The sequence below is a fragment of the Rhodobacter sp. P1_C2 genome (genome assembly GCF_056406375.1).
In genome coordinates, this window is sequence record NZ_JBFUAG010000001.1 from 39908 (window position 1) to 60386 (window position 20479).

Here is a 20479-nt window from a genome sequence, read left to right on the forward strand (position 1 = left end):
AACCCCGGCCATCGGGAGGTGCCCTTGGCGACAAGGCATCTGGCCCGGACCCCCCACCGCCCGTCCGGCGCGCCCGTCGCGCCCCGGGCCCCAGCCGGAGACCGAAGCCCATGAAGCTGACCCGTCGTTCCGCCCTGACCTCCCTGACGCTGGGCCTCGCTGGCCTGCGCCTTGCGATCTCGGGCAAGCCCGCCCGGGCGGGCGAAAGCTTTGCCGTAAGCCACAGCGATGCCGAATGGCGCCGCCTGCTCAAGCCCGCGCAATACCGCGTCCTGCGCCAGGAAAGCACCGAACGCCCCTTCACCAGCCCGCTGCTGGACGAACACCGTGCCGGCACCTTTGCCTGTGCGGGCTGCGATCAGTCGCTGTTCTCCGCCGCCACGAAGTTCGACAGCGGCACCGGCTGGCCCAGCTTCTGGCAACCCCTGGCCGGTGCGGTGGGCACCAGCGAGGACCACTCGCTGCTCTCGGTCCGGACCGAGGTGCATTGCAGCCGCTGTGGCGGCCATCTGGGCCATGTCTTCACCGACGGGCCGCAGCCGACCGGGCTGCGCTACTGCATGAACGGGGTCGCCATGACCTTCCACGCCGCCGCCTGACCCGACACGCAAAGGAAATCCCATGCTCTTGCTTCTTCTTGCCTATCTCGGCGGCATCCTGACCATCGTCAGCCCCTGCATCCTGCCCGTGCTGCCCTTCGTCTTTGCGCGCACCGGCCAATCCTTCCTCAAAAGCACCCTGCCGATGCTGGCGGGCATGGCTGCGACCTTCGCCGCCGTCGCCTCGCTTGCGGCCTTCGGCGGTGGCTGGGCGGTGGCGGCCAACCAATACGGCCGCGGCCTCGCGCTGGTGGTTCTGGCAGGTTTCGGCCTGATCCTCTTGTTCCCCGCCCTGTCCGACCGGGCGATGCGCCCCGTGGTGGCGCTGGGCGCGCGCCTGTCAGAGCGGGCCGACCGCGAGACCCGCGAGGGCGGTGCGACCATTGCCGTCTCGCTTCTTCTCGGGGTGGCGACGGGTCTTTTGTGGGCGCCCTGCGCCGGGCCGGTGCTGGGGTTGATCCTGACCGGGGCGGCGTTGAACGGGGCCAATCTGGGGACCAGCCTGCTGCTTCTGGCCTATGCCCTGGGGGCTGCCACCTCGCTGGCGCTGGCGCTTCTGGTCGGGGGGCGGATGTTCCGGGCGATGAAATCATCGCTGGGTGCCGGAATCTGGCTGCGCCGGGGCCTTGGTGCGGCGGTGGTCACGGCCTCGGTCGCGATTGGCCTCGGCGTTGACACCCGCCTGCTGGCGCAGGGGTCCTATGCCAGCACCGCGGGCCTGGAACAGGGTCTGCTCGACCATCTGGCCACCACCCCCGGTGCGATGAACGCCGACCCGAGCGCCGCCGAGGACGCGGCCGCCCCGGCGACGATGCCCCGCCTGATCAACATCCAGGCGCAGAAGGCCGGTTACGATCTGCCGGTCCTGCAGGCCAAGTTCGACCTGCCGGTGCAACCGACCGTGCCTGCCCTCGATGGCGCCGTGCAATGGATCAACTCCGCCCCGCTGACGATGGAGCAGCTGAAGGGCAAGGTCGTGCTGGTCGATTTCTGGACCTTCGGCTGCATCAACTGCCTGCATGCCCTGCCGCATGTGAAGGAATGGGCGGCGAAATATGCCGACAAGGGGCTGGTGGTCATCGGCGTCCATTCGCCCGAGTTCGCCTATGAGAAGGACCCGGCCAATGTGAAGAAGGCGGTGGCCGACCTCGGGATCACCTTCCCGGTGGCGATGGACAACGACTTCAAGATCTGGCGCCAGTTCTCCAACGAATACTGGCCGGCGCATTACTTCATCGACGCCGAGGGCAACGTCCGCTTCCACCATTTCGGCGAAGGCGCCTATGATGTCTCTGAAGAGGTGATCCAGCAATTGCTGGCCGAACGTGACGCGGCCGGCATCTGACGCGCAGCAGCCTGCCGGGCCCCCGGTGGCCCGGCTTCCCCTCCTCCCCTCCTTTGCAGAAAGTTCCGATCATGCTTGCGACCAAAACCTTCCGCTTCCGCCTGGCCCTTGCGGCGCTGACCGCGCTTGGCAGCGGCCTTCTGGCCCAAGCCAGCTTTGCCGGCGAGGGTCTGCGCCTTCCCGCCCCCCAGACCGACGAGGCCGCCCGTTCCGGCACCGAAACCGCACTTTTTGCGGGTGGCTGTTTCTGGGGCGTGCAGGGGGTGTTCCAGCATGTGAAAGGCGTGATCAGCGCCACCTCCGGCTATGCCGGCGGCACCAAGAACAACCCGAGCTATGACGAGGTCTCCACCGGCACCACCGGCCATACCGAGGCGGTCAAGATCGTCTATGACCCGTCCAAGGTAACCTATGGCCATCTGTTGCAGATCTTCTTCTCGGTCGCGGCGGACCCGACGACGCTCAACTACCAGGGGCCGGACCACGGCACGCAGTACCGCTCGGCGATCTTTCCGACAAACGGCGAACAGGCGAGCGTTGCCAAGGCCTATATCGCGCAGCTGGACGCCGCCAAGGTCTTCCACCGCCCGATCGTGACCAGGGTCGAACCCGCCGCGAAATTCTTCCGGGCCGAGGATGCGCATCAGGACTTTCTCGCCCTGCACCCGACCTATGGGTATATTGTGGTGAACGACCTTCCGAAAATTGACGATTTACAAACCTACTTCCCCGGTGACTATCGCGCGAAACCGGTTCTGGTTATGAATTGACCCCTTCGCCGGATTTCTTCGACAAGCACAGCGCCCATGATGCGAGGTCTTCCTTGCGCCCTGGGCATTCCCGAAACGGACCGCGGTCGGCAACGCAGCTGGGTGACCTGTAAACCAATGGAAATGCACCAGATCAAATATTTCCTGGCCGTGTCGCGGACGCTGAACTTCACCCGTGCCGCCGATCAGTGCAATGTGACGCAACCCGCGCTGACCCGGGCCATCCAGAAGCTGGAGGACGAGTTCGGCAGCCCGCTTTTCAACCGGGAACGCGCGCTGACCCATCTGACCGAACTGGGCCGCCGCGTCCTGCCGCATCTGGAGCAGACCTACGAGGCGGCCGAGGCGGCGACCTCGCTGGCCAGCAGCATTGGCCGGGCCGAGGTGGTGCCCCTGGTGATCGGCGTGGCGCATGGCCTCGGCTCGGCGGTGCTGGAAGAGACCCTGGCCGCCGTGGCCCGGATGCTGCCGGCGCTGACCATCGATCTGCGCAACGGCACCAGCGAAGAGCTGGTCGAACAGTCGCTGAAGGGCGGCATCGACCTTCTGATTATCGCCCAGCCCGACAAGCCGCATGAGCGGCTGGAAAGCTGGCCGCTTTACCTGCAGCGTTACGAGATGGCGGTGCGCAGCGGCGATGCCCTGGCCTGTGGCGGGCCGGTCTGCCTGGCCGAGGTGGCGGGCGAGACCTGGATCGACTGCCACGACGACGGCACGGCGCATTGGCGCAATGCCACCGGGATGATGGGCCTCGCCCCCGCCTTCCGCCACCGGGTCGACAGCTGTGCGCAGGCGTTGCGGCTGGTGGCGCTCGGGCTTGGCCCGGCGATCGTGCCGGCGGGCACCTGCGCCCCGGGGGTGACCACGGTCCGCTTCAAGGATTGCGAGCTTTACCTCAAGGTGGTGCTGAGTGCGGTGGCCGGGCGGCGGCGCGGGCCTGCCGCCGATGCTTTCCTGCGCGCCGCAAGGGCGCGCGACTGGCAGGCCGGGCTGGCCGATACCGCCGATCAGGCGGGCTTGCCCATGATCGACAAGGCGACGAGGACATCGGCAGGTTCGGCGCGGTGACGGAAATCCGGGTCGACGAAGGCCAGGTGCACCTGCCGGGCGCGGTCTAGCAGGAAGGTCGCCGGGGCGGGCAGAAAGCCGTTGCTGGTGCCGTAAGCCTCGGCCAGATCGAAGCCGCCATCGAGAAACTCCTGCAACAGCGCGGGGCCGGCCGGGAAGGCCAGCCCATAGCGCAGCGCCACGCCCAGATCGGGATCGCACAGCACGACCACCCCCGGCCCGGCAATCGCGGCCAGGGCCTTCAGCTTGCCGCCGGTTTCGGGCGTCACGATGATCAGCCGCCCGCCCGCCGCCAGAAGGTCGTCGCGATTCTCCGCCCAGGCGCCGATCTCTTCCCGGCAATAGGGGCACCAGCTGCCACGGTTGAAGCTGAGCACCGCCGGCCCTTCGGCCAGAAGGTCGCTGAGCCGGTGCAGCACGCCCTTGGCATCGGGCAGGGCGAAATCCGGGGCCAGATCGCCGACCCGCGGCGCCCCCGCCATCGCATCCGAGCCCTTCAGGCGGGCGATCATCGCATCATAGCTTGCGAGCCATTTGCCGGGGCGATTGCGGCAGACATCGAGGCGCGCGGCGAGGGTGGCTGGGTTTTTCATGCCGCCATCATCGCCGAAATCCCCCGCCACTTAAAGAGCGCGGCTGGTATGGGTTCCATACATCCCCGGCATGGAAGCGTGCCGCGTCATAGCCTGCGGGCATTGAAAGCATTGGCAGGTGGCATTTCCAACTTGGGCCTGGCTCGGTCACCTTCTGGGTAATCGGTCCACTGAAGGATCGGTTCGACCCTGACGGAACCCCGCCAATACCGGCGATGCCCGCAACCTATGGAGACTCCGATGACCCGTTTCATGCTCGCCCTCGCGATGGCCACCGCGCTGACCGCCCCCGCATTTGCCGACACCGCCGCCAAGGACATCAGCTGCAGCGCCTTCAGCAAGCTGAGCCATGACAAGAAGGTCGCCGCCCTCAACACCGCAATGATGATGGGCGATGCGATGATGTCGGCGGATGCGATGAAATCCGGCGATGCGATGAAGACCGATGACGCGATGAAGACTGATGACGCGATGAAGTCGGGCGACGCGATGGCCTCGGGCGACGCGATGAAGACCGATGATGCCATGAAGTCGGGCGATGCCATGGCCTCGGGCGACGCGATGAAGACCGATGACGCGATGAAGTCGGGCGACGCGATGGCCTCGGGCGATGCGATGAAGACCGATGACGCGATGAAGGCCGGCGATGCGATGGCGATGAGCCCGGAAGAATCGATGGCCGCCGTGGTCAAGACCTGCGCCGCCCATCCCAAGATGATGGTCGCCGAGGCTCTGCACCCCAAGAAATGATCCGACGCGGGCACCGGTCCTTGGCCGGTGCCCCCACCCCCTTCACCCTCAACGGGACGGCGCAAATGCAGATCAGCAAACCCATGGACATGCCGACCAAGACCACGCCCGTCGGCGGCGATTTTGTCGAAAGGCACCGGCTTTCGACCCGGCTCTGGCACTGGACGAATGTCGTGACCCTGGTGATCATGCTGATGAGCGGGTTGATGATCTTCAACGCGCATCCCCGGCTTTACTGGGGCAAATACGGCGCCAATCCCGACCATGCCTGGCTGCAGATCGGCGCCACCCAGGATGACACCGGCTACCTGCGCATCGGTTCTGTCACCATCGCCACGACCGGCGTACTGGGGCGCTGGACCGATGCCACGGGGACCGAGCGCAACCGCGCCTTTCCCTATTGGGCGACCCTGCCGCAGACCTATAACCTCGCGATCGCCCGCCGCTGGCATCTGACCTTCGCCTGGGTCTTTGCCGTAGGTATCGCGGCCTACCTCTTGCGCAGCCTCACCAACCGCCACCTGCAGCGCGACCTTCTGCCCACCGCCGAAGAGGTGAAGCCCGCGCATGTCTGGACCGATATCAAGCATCACGCCACGCTGAACTTTCCCAAGGGCGAGGCGGCCCGGCGCTATAACGTGCTGCAGAAATTCGCCTATCTTTCCGTGCTGATCGTGCTGATCCCCGGCATGGTCCTGACCGGTTTCACCATGTCGCCCGGTCTCGATGCCTCGGAATCCTGGCTTCTGGTGCTGTTCGGCGGGCGGCAATCGGCGCGCTCGCTGCACTTCATCTTTGCCTTCGGCATCGTGCTTTTCATTCTGGTCCATCTGCTGATGGTCGTCCTGGCCGGCCCCGTCAACGAGATCCGCTCGATGATCACCGGTCGCTATCGTCTGCCCGAGGAGAAAGAGTGATGGCCCTGCATCTGACCCGCCGCGGCCTGCTGACCGGCCTTGGCTTCACCACGATCATCGGCGGCACGGCGGGGTTGATCCTCAGCCCCTCGTTCCGCGACCTGGTTCTGGGCAGCGGCGAACAGCTGTCCTACCGGACGCATCGCCTGATCGGTCGCCATTCCCTGGCGCCCGAGTTCACCGAGGCCGACATGTCGCCCGATTTCCGCACCAACGGCAACACGATGCCCACCTCGGACGAGTATCAGCGCCATATGGACACCGAATTCGCCAATTGGCAGTTGCAGGTCGATGGGCTGGTCGCCAAGCCGGCCAGCTTCTCGCTCGACGCGCTGAAGGCGATGCCTTCGCGAACCCAGATCACCCGCCACGACTGCGTGGAAGGCTGGAGCGCCATCGGCAAATGGACCGGCGTGCCGCTCGGCGCCCTTCTGGCGCAGGTCAATCTTCTGCCCACCGCGCGCTATCTGGTGCTGCACTGCGCCGACGACTTCGGCGGCGACGCCTATTACGAAAGCATCGACCTGGTGGATGCCTTCCACCCGCAGACGATCCTGGCCTATGCGATGAACGATGCGCCCCTTTCGGTGGGCCACGGCGCGCCCCTGCGGCTGCGGGTCGAACGGCAGCTTGGCTACAAGCAGGCCAAATACATCATGCGGATCGAGGCCCGCGCCGATCTTGCCGGGATCGGCCTTGGCAAGGGCGGCTTCTGGGAGGACCAGATCGGCTACGACTGGTACGCCGGAATCTAGCCCCGCGACCCACCCCCGCCTCACCCCGAATCGAAACGCCCTGCGGCATGCCCGCCGCGGGGCGTTTTTCCATCTTGCCGCATTCCGGGGCAATGAGACCGGTCGCGCCCGCAAATCTGCCCGATTCACAAGCGTTTTCGCCGCCGCGCGATAATTGTATTTGTCCACTAAAATTAGTTGTATTTATCCATCATCCATCCTAGCGTACCCCAACAAAACAAGCGGCCGAGGGTCGCGCCGGCGATGGGAGCCATTCGTGAAACAGCCAAAAGAGGCCGCTTCCGCGGCCACGGCCAGTCATGTCGACCATGTGGATCTGGACGTTCTGGAGAATGTCCTGAGCTTCTACATCCGGGTCATCGACACCTCGGTGTCGCGCGATCTGGATGCTCGGCTGGCCAATCTTGAGGTGGCCAAGGGCAAGGGCAAGATCACCGCTTTGCTTCTGATCGACAGCCACCCGGGCATCCGGCCCTCGGTCGTGGCTGAACTGGCCTTCCGCGACCGTTCGGCGATGGGGCGCATCCTGGATACGCTGGAACATCAGGGCCTGATCTTCCGCAAGACCTCGGTCGAGGACAGCCGCGCGCAGGAGCTTTACATCACCCCCAAGGGCGCCGCGCTGGCGGTCAAGGTGCGCACCATCGCGGTGCAGCAGTCGGAGGATTTCTTCGACAAGATCATCCCGCGCGATGAACAGGCCGTGCTGATCGACATTCTGAAGCGGGCCTATGGCCGCCTGCGCGAGGTGAAATCATGACCGCAAAGCCGGTGGCCCTGATCTCGGGGGCAAGCCGTGGCATTGGGGCTGCGGTGGCGGAATGGCTTGCGGGCCATGGCTGGGATGTCTCGCTGGGGATGCGCCAGCCGGAGCGGCCCGGTTGGGCCGGCGACGCCGTGCATCTGCACCCCTATGACGCAACCGACCCGGCGTCGCAGGATGCCTGGGTCACCGCGGCCATGGCGCGGTTCGGCAGGATCGACGCGGTGGTCGCCAATGCCGGGGTGATGATCCCGAAATCGGTGATCGAGGCCACCGACGCCGATATCCAGACCTTGATGGAGGTGAACGTCATGGCCCCGCGCCGGCTGGCGCAGGCGGCCTGGCCTGCGCTGGTGGCCTCGGGGCAGGGCCGGGTGGTCATCCTCGCCTCGCTGTCGGGCAAAAGGGTGAAGGCTTCGGGCGCGGGCAGCTATTCCCTGTCGAAATTCGCGGCCGTCGCCCTCGCCCATGCCCTGCGCCACGAGGGGTTCGCCCATGGCATCCGCGCCACCGCGATCTGTCCGGGCTTCGTCGCCTCGGACATGAGTGCCGCCCTCACCGACATGCCGCAGGACAGGATGACCGACCCCAAGGACCTGGCCCGGATCATCGCAATGATCCTGGAGCTGCCCAACACATCCAGCGTCGCCGAGTTCGCGGTGAACTGCCAGCTTGAGGAGAGTTTCTGAATGCCCGGCCCCTATGTCGTGCCCGTTCACGGTGATGCCGATCTGCCGCGCGCGGTGGATGTCGTCGTCATCGGCGGCGGGATCATCGGCGCTTCGACCGCATTGGAGCTGGCCGAAAGCGGCCTGCGGGTGGCCTTGTGCGAAAAGGGCGGCATCGGTCACGAACAATCCAGCCGCAACTGGGGCTGGGTCCGCATCTCGCGCCGCGACCCGCGCGAAGTGCCCCTGATGGCCGAGGCTTTGCGGATCTGGTCCGGCCTTGATGCGCGGATCGGGCGGGATACCGGCTACAAGCGCAGCGGCATCATCTTCACCTGCGCCGATGACCTGCAATTTGCCCAGCACGAGACCTGGAACCGCAACCTCGACGGCTATCAGCTGGAAAGCCGGATGCTGAGCGCCAAGGAGTTTGGCGAGAAGTTCCCCAATGCCAACATGAATCTGAAAGGCGCGCTCTACACCGCCGCCGATGGCCGGGCGGAACCGCAAAAGGCCGCCCCCGCCATTGCCGAAGCGGCGCGGGAACGCGGCGCCCATGTGCTGACCCAATGTGCGGTGCGCGGCATCGAAACCTCGGGCGGGGCGATCAGCGGTGTGGTGACCGAACGCGGGCCGATCGCCTGCAAGGCGGTCGTGCTGGCGGGCGGGGCCTGGTCGAGCCTGTTTTCCGGCAACCTCGGGATCAATTTCCCGCAGCTGAAGGTGATGAACTCGGTCATCCGCACCAAGCCACTGGAGGGCGGCCCGGAAGAGGCGATCTGGCACAAGGATTTTGCGATCCGCAAGCGGCAGGACGGCGGCTATACCATCGCCTCGGGGCATGAAAACGTCGTGGACATCGTGCCGCAAAGCTTCCGTCAGGCGCTGGCCTTCCTGCCGGCGCTGCGCAAGGAGTGGCGCTCGCTCAACTTCCGGCTGGGCCTGCGCTTTCTGGATGAGGCGCGTCTGGCGCGGCGCTGGGCTTTGGATGAGCCGAGCCCCTTCGAATACAACCGCGTCCTCGACCCGGTGCCGAGCAAGGCCTTGTCCGACAAGGCGATGCGCGCCGCGATCCAGGCCTTTCCCGCCCTCGCCGCGGCAGAGATCGCGCAGCGCTGGGCCGGTTACATCGACGTCACCCCCGATGCCGTGCCGGTGATTTCCCCCATCGACCGCATCCCCGGCTTTTTCCTCGCCTCGGGCTTTTCCGGCCACGGCTTCGGCATCGGCCCGGCTGCCGGCAGGCTGATGGCCGATCTGGTGACCGGCCGCACACCCTTGGTTGATCCGGCGCATTTCCGGTTCAACCGCTTCTCCGACGGCTCGAAGATCGAGCTGATCAGCGGGTTCTGACCCGAAGGCACGGGCCGGCCTCGCCGGTTCACCTCATCCCCGGACAGCGGCCATCAGAAGCCGCGCCCGGTTCACTCCAGCACAGGGACCACTGACATGATCAAGGATACCGACGGCTTTCAGACCTCGCGCCGCAAGGCTCTGCTTTTGATGGGTGCGGCCGGATTGGCCACGCTTGCCCCCTCGCTGTCGCGGCTTGGCGCCGCACAGGCCAAGGACGCGCCCAAGGGGCAGATTGTGGTGGGCTTCTCGCAAGAGCCGACCGTCTTCAACCCGCATCTTCTGCATATCGAGGTGGACGAGGGCATCCACTACGCCATCTTCGACCCGCTCTTCGACGTGAATGCCAAGGGCGAGTTCTATCCGCTGCTGGCCAAAGAGGTGCCCACGGTCGAAAACGGCGGTATCTCGGCCGATGGTCTGACCTGGAAGGTCACCCTGCGCGACGATGTGAAATGGCATGATGGCACGCCCTTCTCCGCCGAGGATGTGAAATTCACCCTCGATCTTCTGGTCGACAAGGATTTCCGCAGCTGGCGCCGCACCGGGCATGAACATGTCCGCGACCTGACCGTCGTCTCGCCGACCGAGATCACCTGGAAGATGGACAAGGCCTTCGCGCCCTATGCCTCGATCCTCGCCTCCACCTTCATCGTGCCGAAACATGCCTTCGACGGCGTGGCCGACAAGAACGAAGCGCCCTTCAACACCGCCCCCATCGGCACCGGCGCCTTCAAGTGGAAAGAACGGGTCGCGGGTGACCATATCGAGCTTGCGGCCAACACCGATTACTTCGGCGACGGCCCCTATCTGGAGCGGCTGGTCGTCACCTATGTGCCCGACCTCACCGTGCTTTACACCCAGTTCAAGACCGGCGACATCGACGTGGTCGGCCTGCAATGGATCACGCCGGACCATTACGAGGAAGCCAAGACCCTGGACGGCAAGGTGGTCGAGGTCTTCGGCACCGGGACCTTCGAATCGCTGACCTTCAACATGAAGCGCCCGCAGTTCCAGGACCTCAAGGTGCGTCAGGCGCTTTATCATGCGCTGGACAAGCAGGCGATCATCGACGCGCTGTACTACGGTGTGCCGAAGCCGACCGAGACCTACATGCCGCGCGAGAGCTTCTACTTCAACCCTGACCTGCCCAAGCACGAATACAGCCCCGACAAGGCCAAGGCGCTTCTGGACGAGGCGGGCTGGGTTCCCGGCGCCGACGGCATCCGTGCCAAGGATGGCGTGCGGCTTTCCTTCACCAATTCGACCACCGCGGGCAACCACCTGCGCGAGCAGGCGCAGCAGTTCTTCCAGCAATCCTTCAAGGATATCGGCGTCGAGATGACCATCTCGAACCTGCCACCGGCGGTGATGTGGGGCGATTACTGGATGCTGTCGCAATTCGACTCGGTCGTCGTGGGCCTCAATTGCCTGACCGGGCCGGACCCGGACACGTCGGATTACTTCATGTCCACCTCCTCGCCCGCCAGCGGCGGCAACGGGCAGAACACCTGGGTCTACGTCAATCCCGAGGTGGATGCCCTTCTGAAGAAAGGCGGCGAGCTGGTCGATCCCAAGGATCGTCTGCCGGTCTACCAGAAGATCCAGGAGATCATGCGCGCAGACCTGCCTTTCCTGCCGATCTTCCAATACGCGATCATTCCCGGCTGGAAGAAGGGAGTCGAGGGCTACGAGGCCAATATCAACAACCGCATCGACACCTGGAACGTGCGCAGCTGGCGCTGGGCCTGATCCCGGCCCCCGCGTGCCGCTACCTGGCGGCACGCGCCCTTCCTTCCAAACGTCCCCTGATGGAGGTGCAACGTGCTGCGATATCTTCTGCTGCGCTTCTGGCAAAGCATCGTGCTCTTGGCTCTGGTCTCGCTGATCGGCTTCATGGTGCTGAACCTGGCACCAGGCGGGCCCTTGTCGCAATACGCGCTGACCCCGGGCATGACCAAGGAGGCGCTGGACCGCATCTCGGAACAGATGGGGCTGAACCGGCCTCTGCCGATCCAATACCTCGACTGGCTCTGGCACCTTCTGCGCGGCGACTGGGGCAAGTCCTACCGCGATGGGCGCCCGGTCTTGGACATCATCAACGGCCACCTGTTCGCGACCCTGCTTCTGATGGGCAGCTCCACCGTGATTTCGGTGGTGTTGGGCACCTGGATCGGCATCCGGAGTGCGATGCGGCAGGGTTCGACCTTTGACTATGTGACGACCGTCGCGGCCATGGTCGCCCTGTCGATCCCGACCTTCTGGTTCGGCCTGATCGCGATCTTCACCTTCTCGCTCTGGCTGCACTGGCTGCCTGCGGGCAACATGTACACCGTGGGCGACGGGTCGTTTGGCGACTTTGCCATCCACCTCATCATGCCGAGCCTGGTTCTGGCGCTGGTCAACGTCGCGGTGTGGAGCCGCTACATGCGCAGCGCCACGCTGGATGTGATGAGCCAGGATTTCGTGCGCACCGCCAAGGCCAAGGGTCTGGCGCCGCGCCGGGTGCTGATGAAACATATCGTCGGCAACGCGCTGGTGCCGATGATCACGCTGGCGGGGTTGCAGCTGCCGACGCTGCTAGGCGGGGCTCTGGTGACCGAAACGGTCTTCACCTGGCCCGGCATGGGGCGGCTCTTCCTCGATAGCCTGGGCTACAACGATTATCCCGTGGTCATGGGGCTTTTGATGTTCTCGGCCGTGCTGGTGCTGATCGGCAATCTGGCCGCCGACATACTGGTCGCCCTCGTCGACCCTCGCATCCGTCTTGATTGAAGGAAGGTCAGGCATGAACGCCGTTCCCGCTTCGATTCCCGCTGCCTCGCCCGCCCGCTGGTGGCGTTCGCGCACGGTGCGCCGTTTTGCCCGCAACCGTCTGGCGATGGTGGGGGTGGTGCTGATCCTTGCCCTGACGCTGGCCTGCGTGCTGGGCCCGCATCTTCTGCCCTTTGACGACCTCTACATCGACCTGCGCGCCCGCTTTGCGCCGCCCGGCACCGGGGCGCATATCTTCGGCACCGATCCTCTGGGGCGCGACATTGCCGCAAGGCTGTTCAAGGCGGGGCAGATCTCGCTTCTGGTCGGCTTCTTTGCCATGGTCATGTCGACGGTCGTCGGCACCGTGGTCGGCGTCGTGGCGGGCTACCTTGGTGGGCGCACCGGAGCGGTCCTGATGCGGATCGTCGATGCCTTCCTGTCCTTCCCCTCGATCTTCCTGCTTCTGGCGCTGGCCGCCTTCATCAGCCCCAGCCCCCTGATGATCACCGTGATCATCGCCGTCACCAGCTGGATGGAGGTCGCCCGCATCGTCGAAACCGAGGTGCGGTCCCTGCGCGACCGCGATTTCGTGCTGGCGGCCAGGATGGTGGGTCTGCCCACCGCGCAGATCATGTTCCGCGAACTGCTGCCCAATGTCGTGGGTCCGATCATCGTCGCCGCCACCCTGACCGTCGCCCGCGCGATCCTGTTGGAGGCTTACATCAGCTTCCTCGGCTACGGCATCCAGCCGCCCCTGCCCAGTTGGGGCAACATGCTGAACGGCGCGCAGCAATACCTCGACAAGGCGGCCTGGCTCGCCATCGTGCCGGGGGTGGCGATCACCATGGCCGTGGCGGGTTTCAACTTCATCGGCGACGGCTTGCGCGACGCGCTCGACGCCCGTTCGGACCAGAGGTGAGGCGATGACCAAATTCTCGCCCTTCGATGCGACGCTGTGGTTCGCCACCGCCACGCCCGCCATGCCGACCCAACCTTTGCAAGGCGATGTGAGGGCAGATGTCTGCATCGTCGGCGGCGGCTATACCGGGCTGACCACCGCGCTGGAGCTGGCCAAGGCCGGCACCAAAGTCGTGCTGCTGGAGCGTGAGGAGATCGGCTTTGGCGGCTCTGGCCGCAATGCCGGGCATTCCACGCCGACCTTCACCCATTACGGCCTCGACGATCTGCGCCGGATTTTGGGCCAGCCCTGGGCCGAACGGCTGATCCGGCGGCAGACAAGGGCCAATGACCGCGCCGGGCAGATGATCGAAAGCTATCAGATCAGCTGCGAATGGGTGCAGCGCGGCTATGTGATGGGCGCGCTCCACCCCGGGCAGATGAAACTGATGGAGGAGAAGACCCGCAGTTACAACGCGGTGGGGGCCAATACCCGCGTCCTCGACCGTGCCGAGGTGCAGGCGATCACCGGCAGCCCGCGCTTTTACGGCGGCTGGCTGCATGAGGAGGCGGGGCATCTGAACCCCCTTGGCTATGCCCGCGGCCTCGCCCGCGCCGTGATGCAGGAGGGTGGGGTGATCCACACCGGTTCCGCCGTCACTGCTTGCGAGAAGACAGGCACCGGCTGGCAGGTCTCCACCGCCGGGGGCCGCGTGCTGGCCGACAAGGTGATCTTTGCGACCGGGGCCTATACGGTGGGCGGCTGGCCGAAGCTGGACCGCAGCTTCCGCATCCAGCGCGTCTTTGTCGCCGCCACCCAGCCGATGTCTGCCGAAACCCGTGCCCATGTCCTGCCGCGGAATACCACGATCCACGACGGGCGCGGCGACATCTTCGTCTACAAATACAATGCCGAGGGACGCATCGTCGCTTCGATGTTCCCGATGGGGCGGCGCGGACGCGATCTGGCCTATACGAAACAGGTGCTGACCGACCGCCTGCGCTGGCTCCACCCCGCGATGCGCGAGGAGATCCGCTGGGACTATCTCTGGTTCGGCGAGCTCGACATGCAGCAGCGCACCGTGCCGCGGCTTTATGGGCTGGCGCCGGGGGTTGTGGCGCTGACCGGGCTGTCGGGGCGCGGGGTGCCCACTGGGTCGATGCTGGGCGGCATCCTGTCGGACTGGGCGCTGGGCGTGCCCGAGGCGGACCTCGATCTGCGCGTCGAACCCCTGCACCAATCACCGCTCTGGATGGCTTACGCCCCCGCGCTGAAACTGCGCCAGATGCGGTTCACCGACCGTCTTGCCGCCCTGCGCCACGGCGCCGCGCTGCCACCCCATCATTGACCGCGAAAGGAAAACCCGCGTGAGCCTGATCACCCATATCACCGCCGATACCGACCTGACCCCCGGCCTGATGGCCGATGACGGTCAGGCCAAGTCCTTCCGCCGCATGATCTGGGAGGATGCGGGCGCGCCCGAGACCGCCACCAAGGTCGCGGTCTGGATCGCCGAGCCGGGCATCTACAACTATCCGCCGCGCGCCTTGGAAGAGACCTTCGTCGTGCTGGAGGGCGAGGCGATCTGCCGGCTTGGCGATGGCGAGCCGGTCAGGATCGGCCCCGGCGCCATCGTGCGGGTGCCCAAGGGCATCGCCCCCTGGCTGGAGGTGCTGACGCCCTTCCGCAAGCTTGCCACCGTCGTCCCGAAGCCCTGATCCGCCCCGGAGATCGCCATGACCGAACCGCGCCCCGACCCCGTCCTGTCCGTGCAAGGCCTGACCATCAGCCTGCCCAAGGAGATGGAGCGCCCCCATGCGGTCAGCGGAGTCTCCTTCGATTTGCATCGGGGCGAGATCCTCTGCATCATCGGCGAGTCCGGCTCGGGCAAGTCGGTGACGGCCAGCACGGTCATGGGGCTGTTGTCGCCGGCGATGCGGGTCACCGGCGGCAAGATCCTGTTCAACGGCGCCGACCTTCTGGCGATGCCCGAGAAATCCCGCCGGTCGCTGCGCGGCAAGGCGCTGTCGGTGATCTTTCAGGACCCGCTGTCGGCGCTCAACCCGCTGATGACCATCGGCGCACAGATCGACGAGGTTCTGGTGGCGCATGGCTGGGGCGACCGCAGCGCCCGCGCCGCCAAGGTTCTGTCCCTGCTGGGCGAGGTCGGCCTGCCTGATCCCGCACTGCTGCAGCACCAATACCCCTTCCGCCTGTCGGGCGGGCAAAGGCAGCGGGTGATGATCGCCATCGCCCTCGCACTCGACCCCGAGGTGCTGATCGCCGACGAGCCGACCACGGCGCTGGACGTGACGACACAGGCGCAGATCCTCGACCTCATCCGCAGCATCCAGCGCCGCAAGGGGACGAGTGTCATGTTCATCACCCATGATTTCGGCGTCGTGGCCGATATCGCCGACCGGGTGATCGTGATGGAGAAGGGCTTTCTCGTCGAACAGGGCCCGGCCGCGCAGGTGCTGAACGCGCCGGTCCATCCCTACACGAAACGCCTGATCGCCGCCGTCCCCCGCCTGCGCGAGGCCGACCGCGCGCCCGAGGCCGAGACCGCCATCATCCTGCAGGCCGAGGGGCTGGAGAAGACCTACCACACCGCCACCGGCTTCTTCGGCCGCAGGCGCGTGGTTCATGCCGTGCGCAATGTCAGCTTCACCCTGCGCCGCGGCCAAACCCTCGGCGTGGTGGGCGAAAGCGGGTCGGGGAAATCCTCGATGGGGCGGATCCTGATGAAGCTGATCGCGGCGGATGCCGGAAGGATCCTGCTGGACGGTCAGGACATCCTGCCCCTGACCGAGGCCGCGATGCGGCCCTTGCGCCCGCGCATCCAGATGATCTTTCAGGACCCCTATGCCTCGCTCAACCCGCGCCAGACAGTGGGGGCGGCGCTGACGGTCGGGCCGGTGGCGCAGGGGATGGACCGGGCTGCGGCGCGGGCCAAGGCCTTGGACATCCTGGCCCAGGTCGGGTTGGACGGTGCGGCCTATGACCGCTTTCCGCACGAGTTTTCCGGCGGCCAGCGCCAGCGCATCGGCATCGCCCGGGCCTTGATGTTCGACCCCGATGTGATCGTGGCGGATGAGGCGGTCTCGGCGTTGGACGTGTCCATTCAGGCGCAGATCCTGGAACTTCTGGCCCGGGTGCAGAAAGAGCGGCACCTGGCGCTGGTCTTCATCACCCATGATCTGCGGGTGTCGAGCCAGATCTGCGATGAGGTTCTGGTGATGCACCGCGGCGAGGTGGTCGAATCCGGCCCGCCCGCCCGCATCTTCCGCGACCCGCAGCAGCCCTATACCCGCCAGCTGGTCAGTGCCATCCCCGGCAGCCACTGGGAGAGCCGGGCCTGAGCACCCCGTCTCACGCCTCAAACGCTCGGATCACACCTGCCGGGCCACCGCCTCCAGCGCCTCTTGCCAGAGGCTTTCGGTGTCGCGGGCGAGGAGGGCACGCGCGCCGGCCATGTGGCCGTTGTGGCACAGAAGCTCGGCCTGGGCGAGGTGGCCGCGCAGGCGTTGTGCCCCCACCACCGCGGCCAGACCGGCTGCTTCGTGGCAAAGCGCCTGGGTGATCTCCTGCGAGGCCTGGCTTTCCACCGCCTCCATCAGCCGCGTCTTCAGGCTTTCGCCATCTGCCCGGAACCGCGCCACGATGCGCGCCACGCCTTCGGCGCCGAGCGCCTGCCGCAGGTCGCCCAGGCGTTCGGGGTCCAGGACCGCCGAGCCCTGGGGGCGGGCGCTCTCTTCCTGATGGGCGAGGATCGCGCGCAGCCGGCTCAGCGAGATCGGCTTTTCCAGCACCTCGTCCATGCCGGCGGCGCGGAACCTGTCGCGGTCGGCCGGCATCGAATGCGCCGTCACCGCGACGATCCGGCTGTTGCGCGAGGCGCCTTCGGCCCGGATCAGCCCGGTCGCGGTGAGGCCATCCATCACCGGCATCGAGATATCCATCAGAATCACGTCATAGCGCCGCGCCCTTGCGGCATCGGCGCCGCTTTGTCCGTCATTGGCCATCACGACGCGCTGGCCCAGATGCAACAGCATCTCTTCCAGCACGGCCCGGTTGGTCGCGTTATCCTCGACGACCAGCACATCCTGCGCCGGGATCGCATCCGCCGCGCCGGTGTTGGCGGTCGGTGCGACCGCTTCATGCGCCAGCGGCAGGGTCACCCGCAGCCAGAAGCAGCTGCCTTCGCCCGGCTCGCCCTCGACCCCGATCTCGCCGCCGATCGCCTTGGCCAGCCGGCGCGAGATCGCCAGCCCCAGCCCCGCGCCGCCGCCCGGACGCCCGAAAGAGGGGTCCAGCATCACGAATTCCTCGAAGATGCGTTCCTGATCGGCCTCTGCGATGCCCGGCCCGGTGTCGATCACCCGCACCTCGATGGTTCGCAGATCGCCCGCGCTGTCGGCGACCTCGGCCTCGACCGTGATCCCGCCCTCTTCGACGAATTTCAGCGCATTCGACAGGAAGTTCTGCACGATCTGCCCGATGCGGAAGCGGTCGCCATGCAGGGGCGGCAGCGGGCTGAGGAGGTCGAGGTCCACCGAAATGCCCTTGTCCTCGCAGAGCGGGCGGATCGCCTCGACCAGCCCGGTGAGGTGCTGGCCAAGGTCGAAATCCTCGTCATTCAGGCTCAACCCGCCGCTTTCGACACGGCTGATGTCCAGCACGTCATTGGCCAGCCGCAAAAGCTGCGCCGCCGAATCCTGCGCCAGGGCGATGAAGCGCGCCTGATCCGGGTTGGTACATTTGCCGGCGGCGATTTCCAGCGAGGCCGCAACGCCGTTCAGCGGCGTGCGCATCTCGTGGCTCATCACCGCAAGGAAATTGGTCTTGGCGCGTTCGGCCGCCAGCGCCTCGTCACGGGCGGCCATCAGCTGGGTCTGGGCGGCGCGGCGGGCCGAGATGTCGCGGATGAAGGCGATGAAGATGGTGCCATCCTCGCCCTGCGCATCGGAAATCGCCAGCTCGACCGGAAATTCGCGGCCCGATTTGTCCAGCGCGGTGGTCTCGAACCGGCCAGTGTTGACCAGCTTGAAGCTGCCGTCCTTCATGAACCGCGCCATGCCCTCGGCATGGGCCGACCGCATCCGGTGCGGGATGATCAGCTGGGCCAGTTCGCGGCCAAGCACCTCGGTCTGGGCAAAGCCGAAGATGCTTTCGGCGGAGGGGTTGTACTGGATGATCCGGCTTTCGCTGTCGGCCACGATGATCGCATCGAGCGAGGTGTTCACCGTCGCCGAAAGCCGCTGCGAGATGCGGGCGGTGTAGCGCGCTTCGCGGGTGGCCTGGCCGTTCAGCCAGATCACAAGCAGCAGAAGAATGGTCAGCGTCCCGACCGAGGCCGCCAGCGCCAGCGCCATCTGGTGCACCAGATCGCCGAAAGCGGCGCGGCGGATGTCGTTCAGCTTGGCCAGACGCTCGATCATCTTGATCGAGGTCTGGCGCAAATCTTCGCGCAGACCATCGGCCGAGGTGATCATCATCGGCAGGTTGAGGCGCAGCGCGTCGTCCGACACGTCGATCTTCGGCGTTTCGCTTGCCAGATAGCTGCTGAGGAGCGCGCCCATCTGGCTTGCCACATCCTCCAGCCCCGGCGAGGTGAAGCCCTGGCCGCTGATCGCGTTCTGCGCCCGGCTGTAGAACAGATCGAAGCGCTTGCGCAGTTCGCGGACCGGCTCCTTCGGGTCAAGCGAAACGATCCGCATCTCCTCGTCGAAGCGGACCAGATCGACCTCCAGCTGGGTCAGGTTCCAGTGCAGGTTGTCGGCGGGCTGTTCTTCCAGCTCGGTCAGGGCAGACTGGATGCGGGTGCCCAGAAAGGCCACGAAGACCAGGGCCACGATCAAGAGCGCGACCAGAACCGGGCGAAGGGTTCTGGCCAGACGTTCCAGACGAAGAGAGCCCTGCGACATGGTGTTCCGGTCTTATTCGCTGAAGGTGATTTCGGTCAGCTGCCAGATCGAGCGGGCATAGGTCTCTTCGGTGCGGTAATCCTGGTTCTGGTCATAGGGATAGACCATCCAGACCGGACCCTTCTCGCGCAGGCTCATGGTCTTGTCGTCCATGAGGTACGCCAGAAGCGGCGCATCGGGCTTCACGTCATCGGCGGTGATCGTGATGGCATAGTCATTGGCCGCCTTCAGCGTGATGGTCTTGCCGGTGGCGCCGACGGCCGCGATCAGGTCCTTCAGAAGCACGCCTTTGAAGGTCGGCGTGCCGCTGGTCCAGGTGGTCGAGGTGGTGAAGGCGGTCTGCGGCAGGGCGGCGAGCTGGTCCTGATCAAGCTGCAGCGTGTCGCCGACGTTCTTGGCGGCGATGCTGCCCTTGACGGTCAAGAGGACATCGCCCTTGGGCGCCGCGAAATCGCCGGCCCAGGCCAGCGTGGTCATGCAAAGCGAAAGTCCAAGCGCGAGGATGGACCTGGTGACGGATTTGAACATGCAGATTCTCCTGTATTTCCCGCAGTCCTATCATGGCCTCAGGCGTTTTGCGGAAGGCGATGGAGTAGCCACCCTATCCGGAAGGGGTAGGAACTATACGCGGCCCGGCCCCAGATTAAAGCAGCCTGGCTTAAAGCAGCCCCGCCTCGCGGGCCAGGATCGCGGCATGGGTGCGGTTCTTGGCGCCGATCTTGCGGTAGAGCGTCTTGACATGCAGCTTGACCGTGACCTCCTGCAGGCCAAGCTCGCGGGCGATTTCCTTGTTGGCCATGCCCTGGCACAGCCGGTTGAGCACATCCAGCTCGCGCGCGGTCAGATTGGCGCTGACGAGGTCGGGGGGCGGCGTGTCCTTTTCGGTCTTGAGCGCGAGGGGCGCATAGATCTCGCCCGCCGCCATGAAGCGGACGGCGGCCAGGAGCGACCGGGTCGAGATGGTCTTGGGCAGAAAGCCTGCAGCACCGGCGGCCACGGCCTGTTCGGCCACCACACGGGGGGCAGCACCCGAGATGATGGCGACGGGCACGCCGGGGGCCGCGGCTTTCATCGCCGAAAGCCCGCCCAGCCGGTTCATCCCCGGCATCATGTAATCCAGCAGGATCAGGTCATAGCGTGCCGCGCTGCGCACCGCGGCCAGGGCTGCGGGCAGATCACAGGCGACCTCGACGGTGATATCGGCCTCCTGCCGCAGAAAGGCGGCGATGGTCTCTCTGACCAGTTCCTGATCGTCTGCGAGCAATATGCGCATCTTGTCCTGCCAAAAGGGCGGCGTCGGGTGTGACGCCGCCCTG

The 20479-nt window shown here is 65.9% G+C and carries 20 protein-coding genes; 16 read left to right on the plus strand and 4 right to left on the minus strand.

What is annotated here, in order from left to right; genetic code table 11:
- Positions 1 to 116: 116 nt before the first annotated feature.
- The 4 genes from msrB (at position 117) to AC1DZT_RS00245 (ending at position 3782) form a co-directional block, all read left to right on the plus strand.
- The gene (gene msrB, locus AC1DZT_RS00230; RefSeq protein WP_478005070.1) at positions 117 to 599 is read left to right on the plus strand and encodes a peptide-methionine (R)-S-oxide reductase MsrB; all 483 of its coding nucleotides are present in this window, start codon (positions 117 to 119) and stop codon (positions 597 to 599) included.
- Positions 600 to 621: 22 nt separating this feature from the next.
- The gene (locus AC1DZT_RS00235; protein ID WP_478004575.1) at positions 622 to 1944 is read left to right on the plus strand and encodes a cytochrome c biogenesis protein DipZ; all 1323 of its coding nucleotides are present in this window, start codon (positions 622 to 624) and stop codon (positions 1942 to 1944) included.
- A 71-nt stretch (positions 1945 to 2015) separates the two neighbouring features.
- Positions 2016 to 2714: a peptide-methionine (S)-S-oxide reductase MsrA gene (gene msrA / locus AC1DZT_RS00240; protein ID WP_478004576.1), complete on the plus strand. Its 699-nt coding sequence runs from the start codon at positions 2016 to 2018 to the stop codon at positions 2712 to 2714.
- 123 nt (positions 2715 to 2837) lie between these two features.
- Entirely contained in the window at positions 2838 to 3782 is a 945-nt protein-coding gene (locus AC1DZT_RS00245; RefSeq protein WP_478004577.1) for a LysR family transcriptional regulator, read from the plus strand.
- Here the strand turns inward: AC1DZT_RS00245 and AC1DZT_RS00250 are convergent.
- Positions 3722 to 4375, minus strand: coding sequence for a peroxiredoxin-like family protein (locus AC1DZT_RS00250; RefSeq protein ID WP_478004578.1), 654 nt, complete (start codon positions 4373 to 4375; stop codon positions 3722 to 3724). The two genes, AC1DZT_RS00245 and AC1DZT_RS00250, sit on opposite strands and share 61 nt — an antisense overlap.
- A gap of 240 nt (positions 4376 to 4615) precedes the next feature.
- Between AC1DZT_RS00250 and AC1DZT_RS00255 the strand changes: the two genes are divergently transcribed.
- The 12 genes from AC1DZT_RS00255 to AC1DZT_RS00310 all read left to right on the plus strand — a co-directional run bounded on the left by AC1DZT_RS00255 (position 4616) and on the right by AC1DZT_RS00310 (position 16598).
- Complete coding sequence (locus tag AC1DZT_RS00255) at positions 4616 to 5125, plus strand: hypothetical protein (RefSeq protein WP_478004579.1); 510 nt, start codon at positions 4616 to 4618, stop codon at positions 5123 to 5125.
- A gap of 65 nt (positions 5126 to 5190) precedes the next feature.
- The gene (locus AC1DZT_RS00260; protein WP_478004580.1) at positions 5191 to 6042 is read left to right on the plus strand and encodes a cytochrome b/b6 domain-containing protein; all 852 of its coding nucleotides are present in this window, start codon (positions 5191 to 5193) and stop codon (positions 6040 to 6042) included.
- Positions 6042 to 6797 carry a molybdopterin-binding protein gene (locus tag AC1DZT_RS00265; RefSeq protein ID WP_478004581.1) on the plus strand — a complete coding sequence of 252 codons (756 nt, stop codon included), beginning with the start codon at positions 6042 to 6044 and terminating at the stop codon, positions 6795 to 6797. Before AC1DZT_RS00260 ends, AC1DZT_RS00265 begins: the two co-directional genes overlap by 1 nt.
- 256 nt (positions 6798 to 7053) lie before the next feature.
- Entirely contained in the window at positions 7054 to 7557 is a 504-nt protein-coding gene (locus AC1DZT_RS00270; protein WP_478004582.1) for a MarR family winged helix-turn-helix transcriptional regulator, read from the plus strand.
- Positions 7554 to 8249, plus strand: coding sequence for an SDR family NAD(P)-dependent oxidoreductase (locus AC1DZT_RS00275; RefSeq protein WP_478004583.1), 696 nt, complete (start codon positions 7554 to 7556; stop codon positions 8247 to 8249). Before AC1DZT_RS00270 ends, AC1DZT_RS00275 begins: the two co-directional genes overlap by 4 nt.
- Positions 8250 to 9581, plus strand: a complete 1332-nt coding sequence (locus AC1DZT_RS00280; protein ID WP_478004584.1) for an NAD(P)/FAD-dependent oxidoreductase — start codon at positions 8250 to 8252, stop codon at positions 9579 to 9581.
- A 96-nt stretch (positions 9582 to 9677) separates the two neighbouring features.
- Positions 9678 to 11333, plus strand: a complete 1656-nt coding sequence (locus tag AC1DZT_RS00285) for a peptide ABC transporter substrate-binding protein (protein ID WP_478004585.1) — start codon at positions 9678 to 9680, stop codon at positions 11331 to 11333.
- Between the two features lie 72 nt (positions 11334 to 11405).
- The gene (locus AC1DZT_RS00290) at positions 11406 to 12356 is read left to right on the plus strand and encodes an ABC transporter permease (RefSeq protein ID WP_478004586.1); all 951 of its coding nucleotides are present in this window, start codon (positions 11406 to 11408) and stop codon (positions 12354 to 12356) included.
- A gap of 13 nt (positions 12357 to 12369) precedes the next feature.
- Positions 12370 to 13257: an ABC transporter permease gene (locus AC1DZT_RS00295; RefSeq protein ID WP_478004587.1), complete on the plus strand. Its 888-nt coding sequence runs from the start codon at positions 12370 to 12372 to the stop codon at positions 13255 to 13257.
- 4 nt (positions 13258 to 13261) lie between these two features.
- The gene (locus tag AC1DZT_RS00300; RefSeq protein ID WP_478004588.1) at positions 13262 to 14584 is read left to right on the plus strand and encodes an NAD(P)/FAD-dependent oxidoreductase; all 1323 of its coding nucleotides are present in this window, start codon (positions 13262 to 13264) and stop codon (positions 14582 to 14584) included.
- Between the two features lie 19 nt (positions 14585 to 14603).
- Entirely contained in the window at positions 14604 to 14954 is a 351-nt protein-coding gene (locus AC1DZT_RS00305) for a cupin domain-containing protein (RefSeq protein WP_478004589.1), read from the plus strand.
- An 18-nt stretch (positions 14955 to 14972) separates the two neighbouring features.
- Entirely contained in the window at positions 14973 to 16598 is a 1626-nt protein-coding gene (locus AC1DZT_RS00310) for an ABC transporter ATP-binding protein (RefSeq protein WP_478004590.1), read from the plus strand.
- 30 nt (positions 16599 to 16628) lie between these two features.
- On the opposite strand, the gene AC1DZT_RS00315 is transcribed toward AC1DZT_RS00310, so the two are convergent.
- From AC1DZT_RS00315 to AC1DZT_RS00325, 3 genes are all read right to left on the minus strand, one after another.
- Positions 16629 to 19163 carry an ATP-binding protein gene (locus AC1DZT_RS00315; RefSeq protein ID WP_478004591.1) on the minus strand — a complete coding sequence of 845 codons (2535 nt, stop codon included), beginning with the start codon at positions 19161 to 19163 and terminating at the stop codon, positions 16629 to 16631.
- A gap of 12 nt (positions 19164 to 19175) precedes the next feature.
- Positions 19176 to 19691, minus strand: a complete 516-nt coding sequence (locus AC1DZT_RS00320) for a putative pterin-binding protein (RefSeq protein ID WP_478004592.1) — start codon at positions 19689 to 19691, stop codon at positions 19176 to 19178.
- Between the two features lie 130 nt (positions 19692 to 19821).
- Positions 19822 to 20436 (minus strand): response regulator transcription factor, encoded by a 615-nt coding sequence (locus tag AC1DZT_RS00325; RefSeq protein ID WP_478004593.1) that lies wholly within the window; start codon positions 20434 to 20436, stop codon positions 19822 to 19824.
- Positions 20437 to 20479 lie beyond the last annotated feature (43 nt).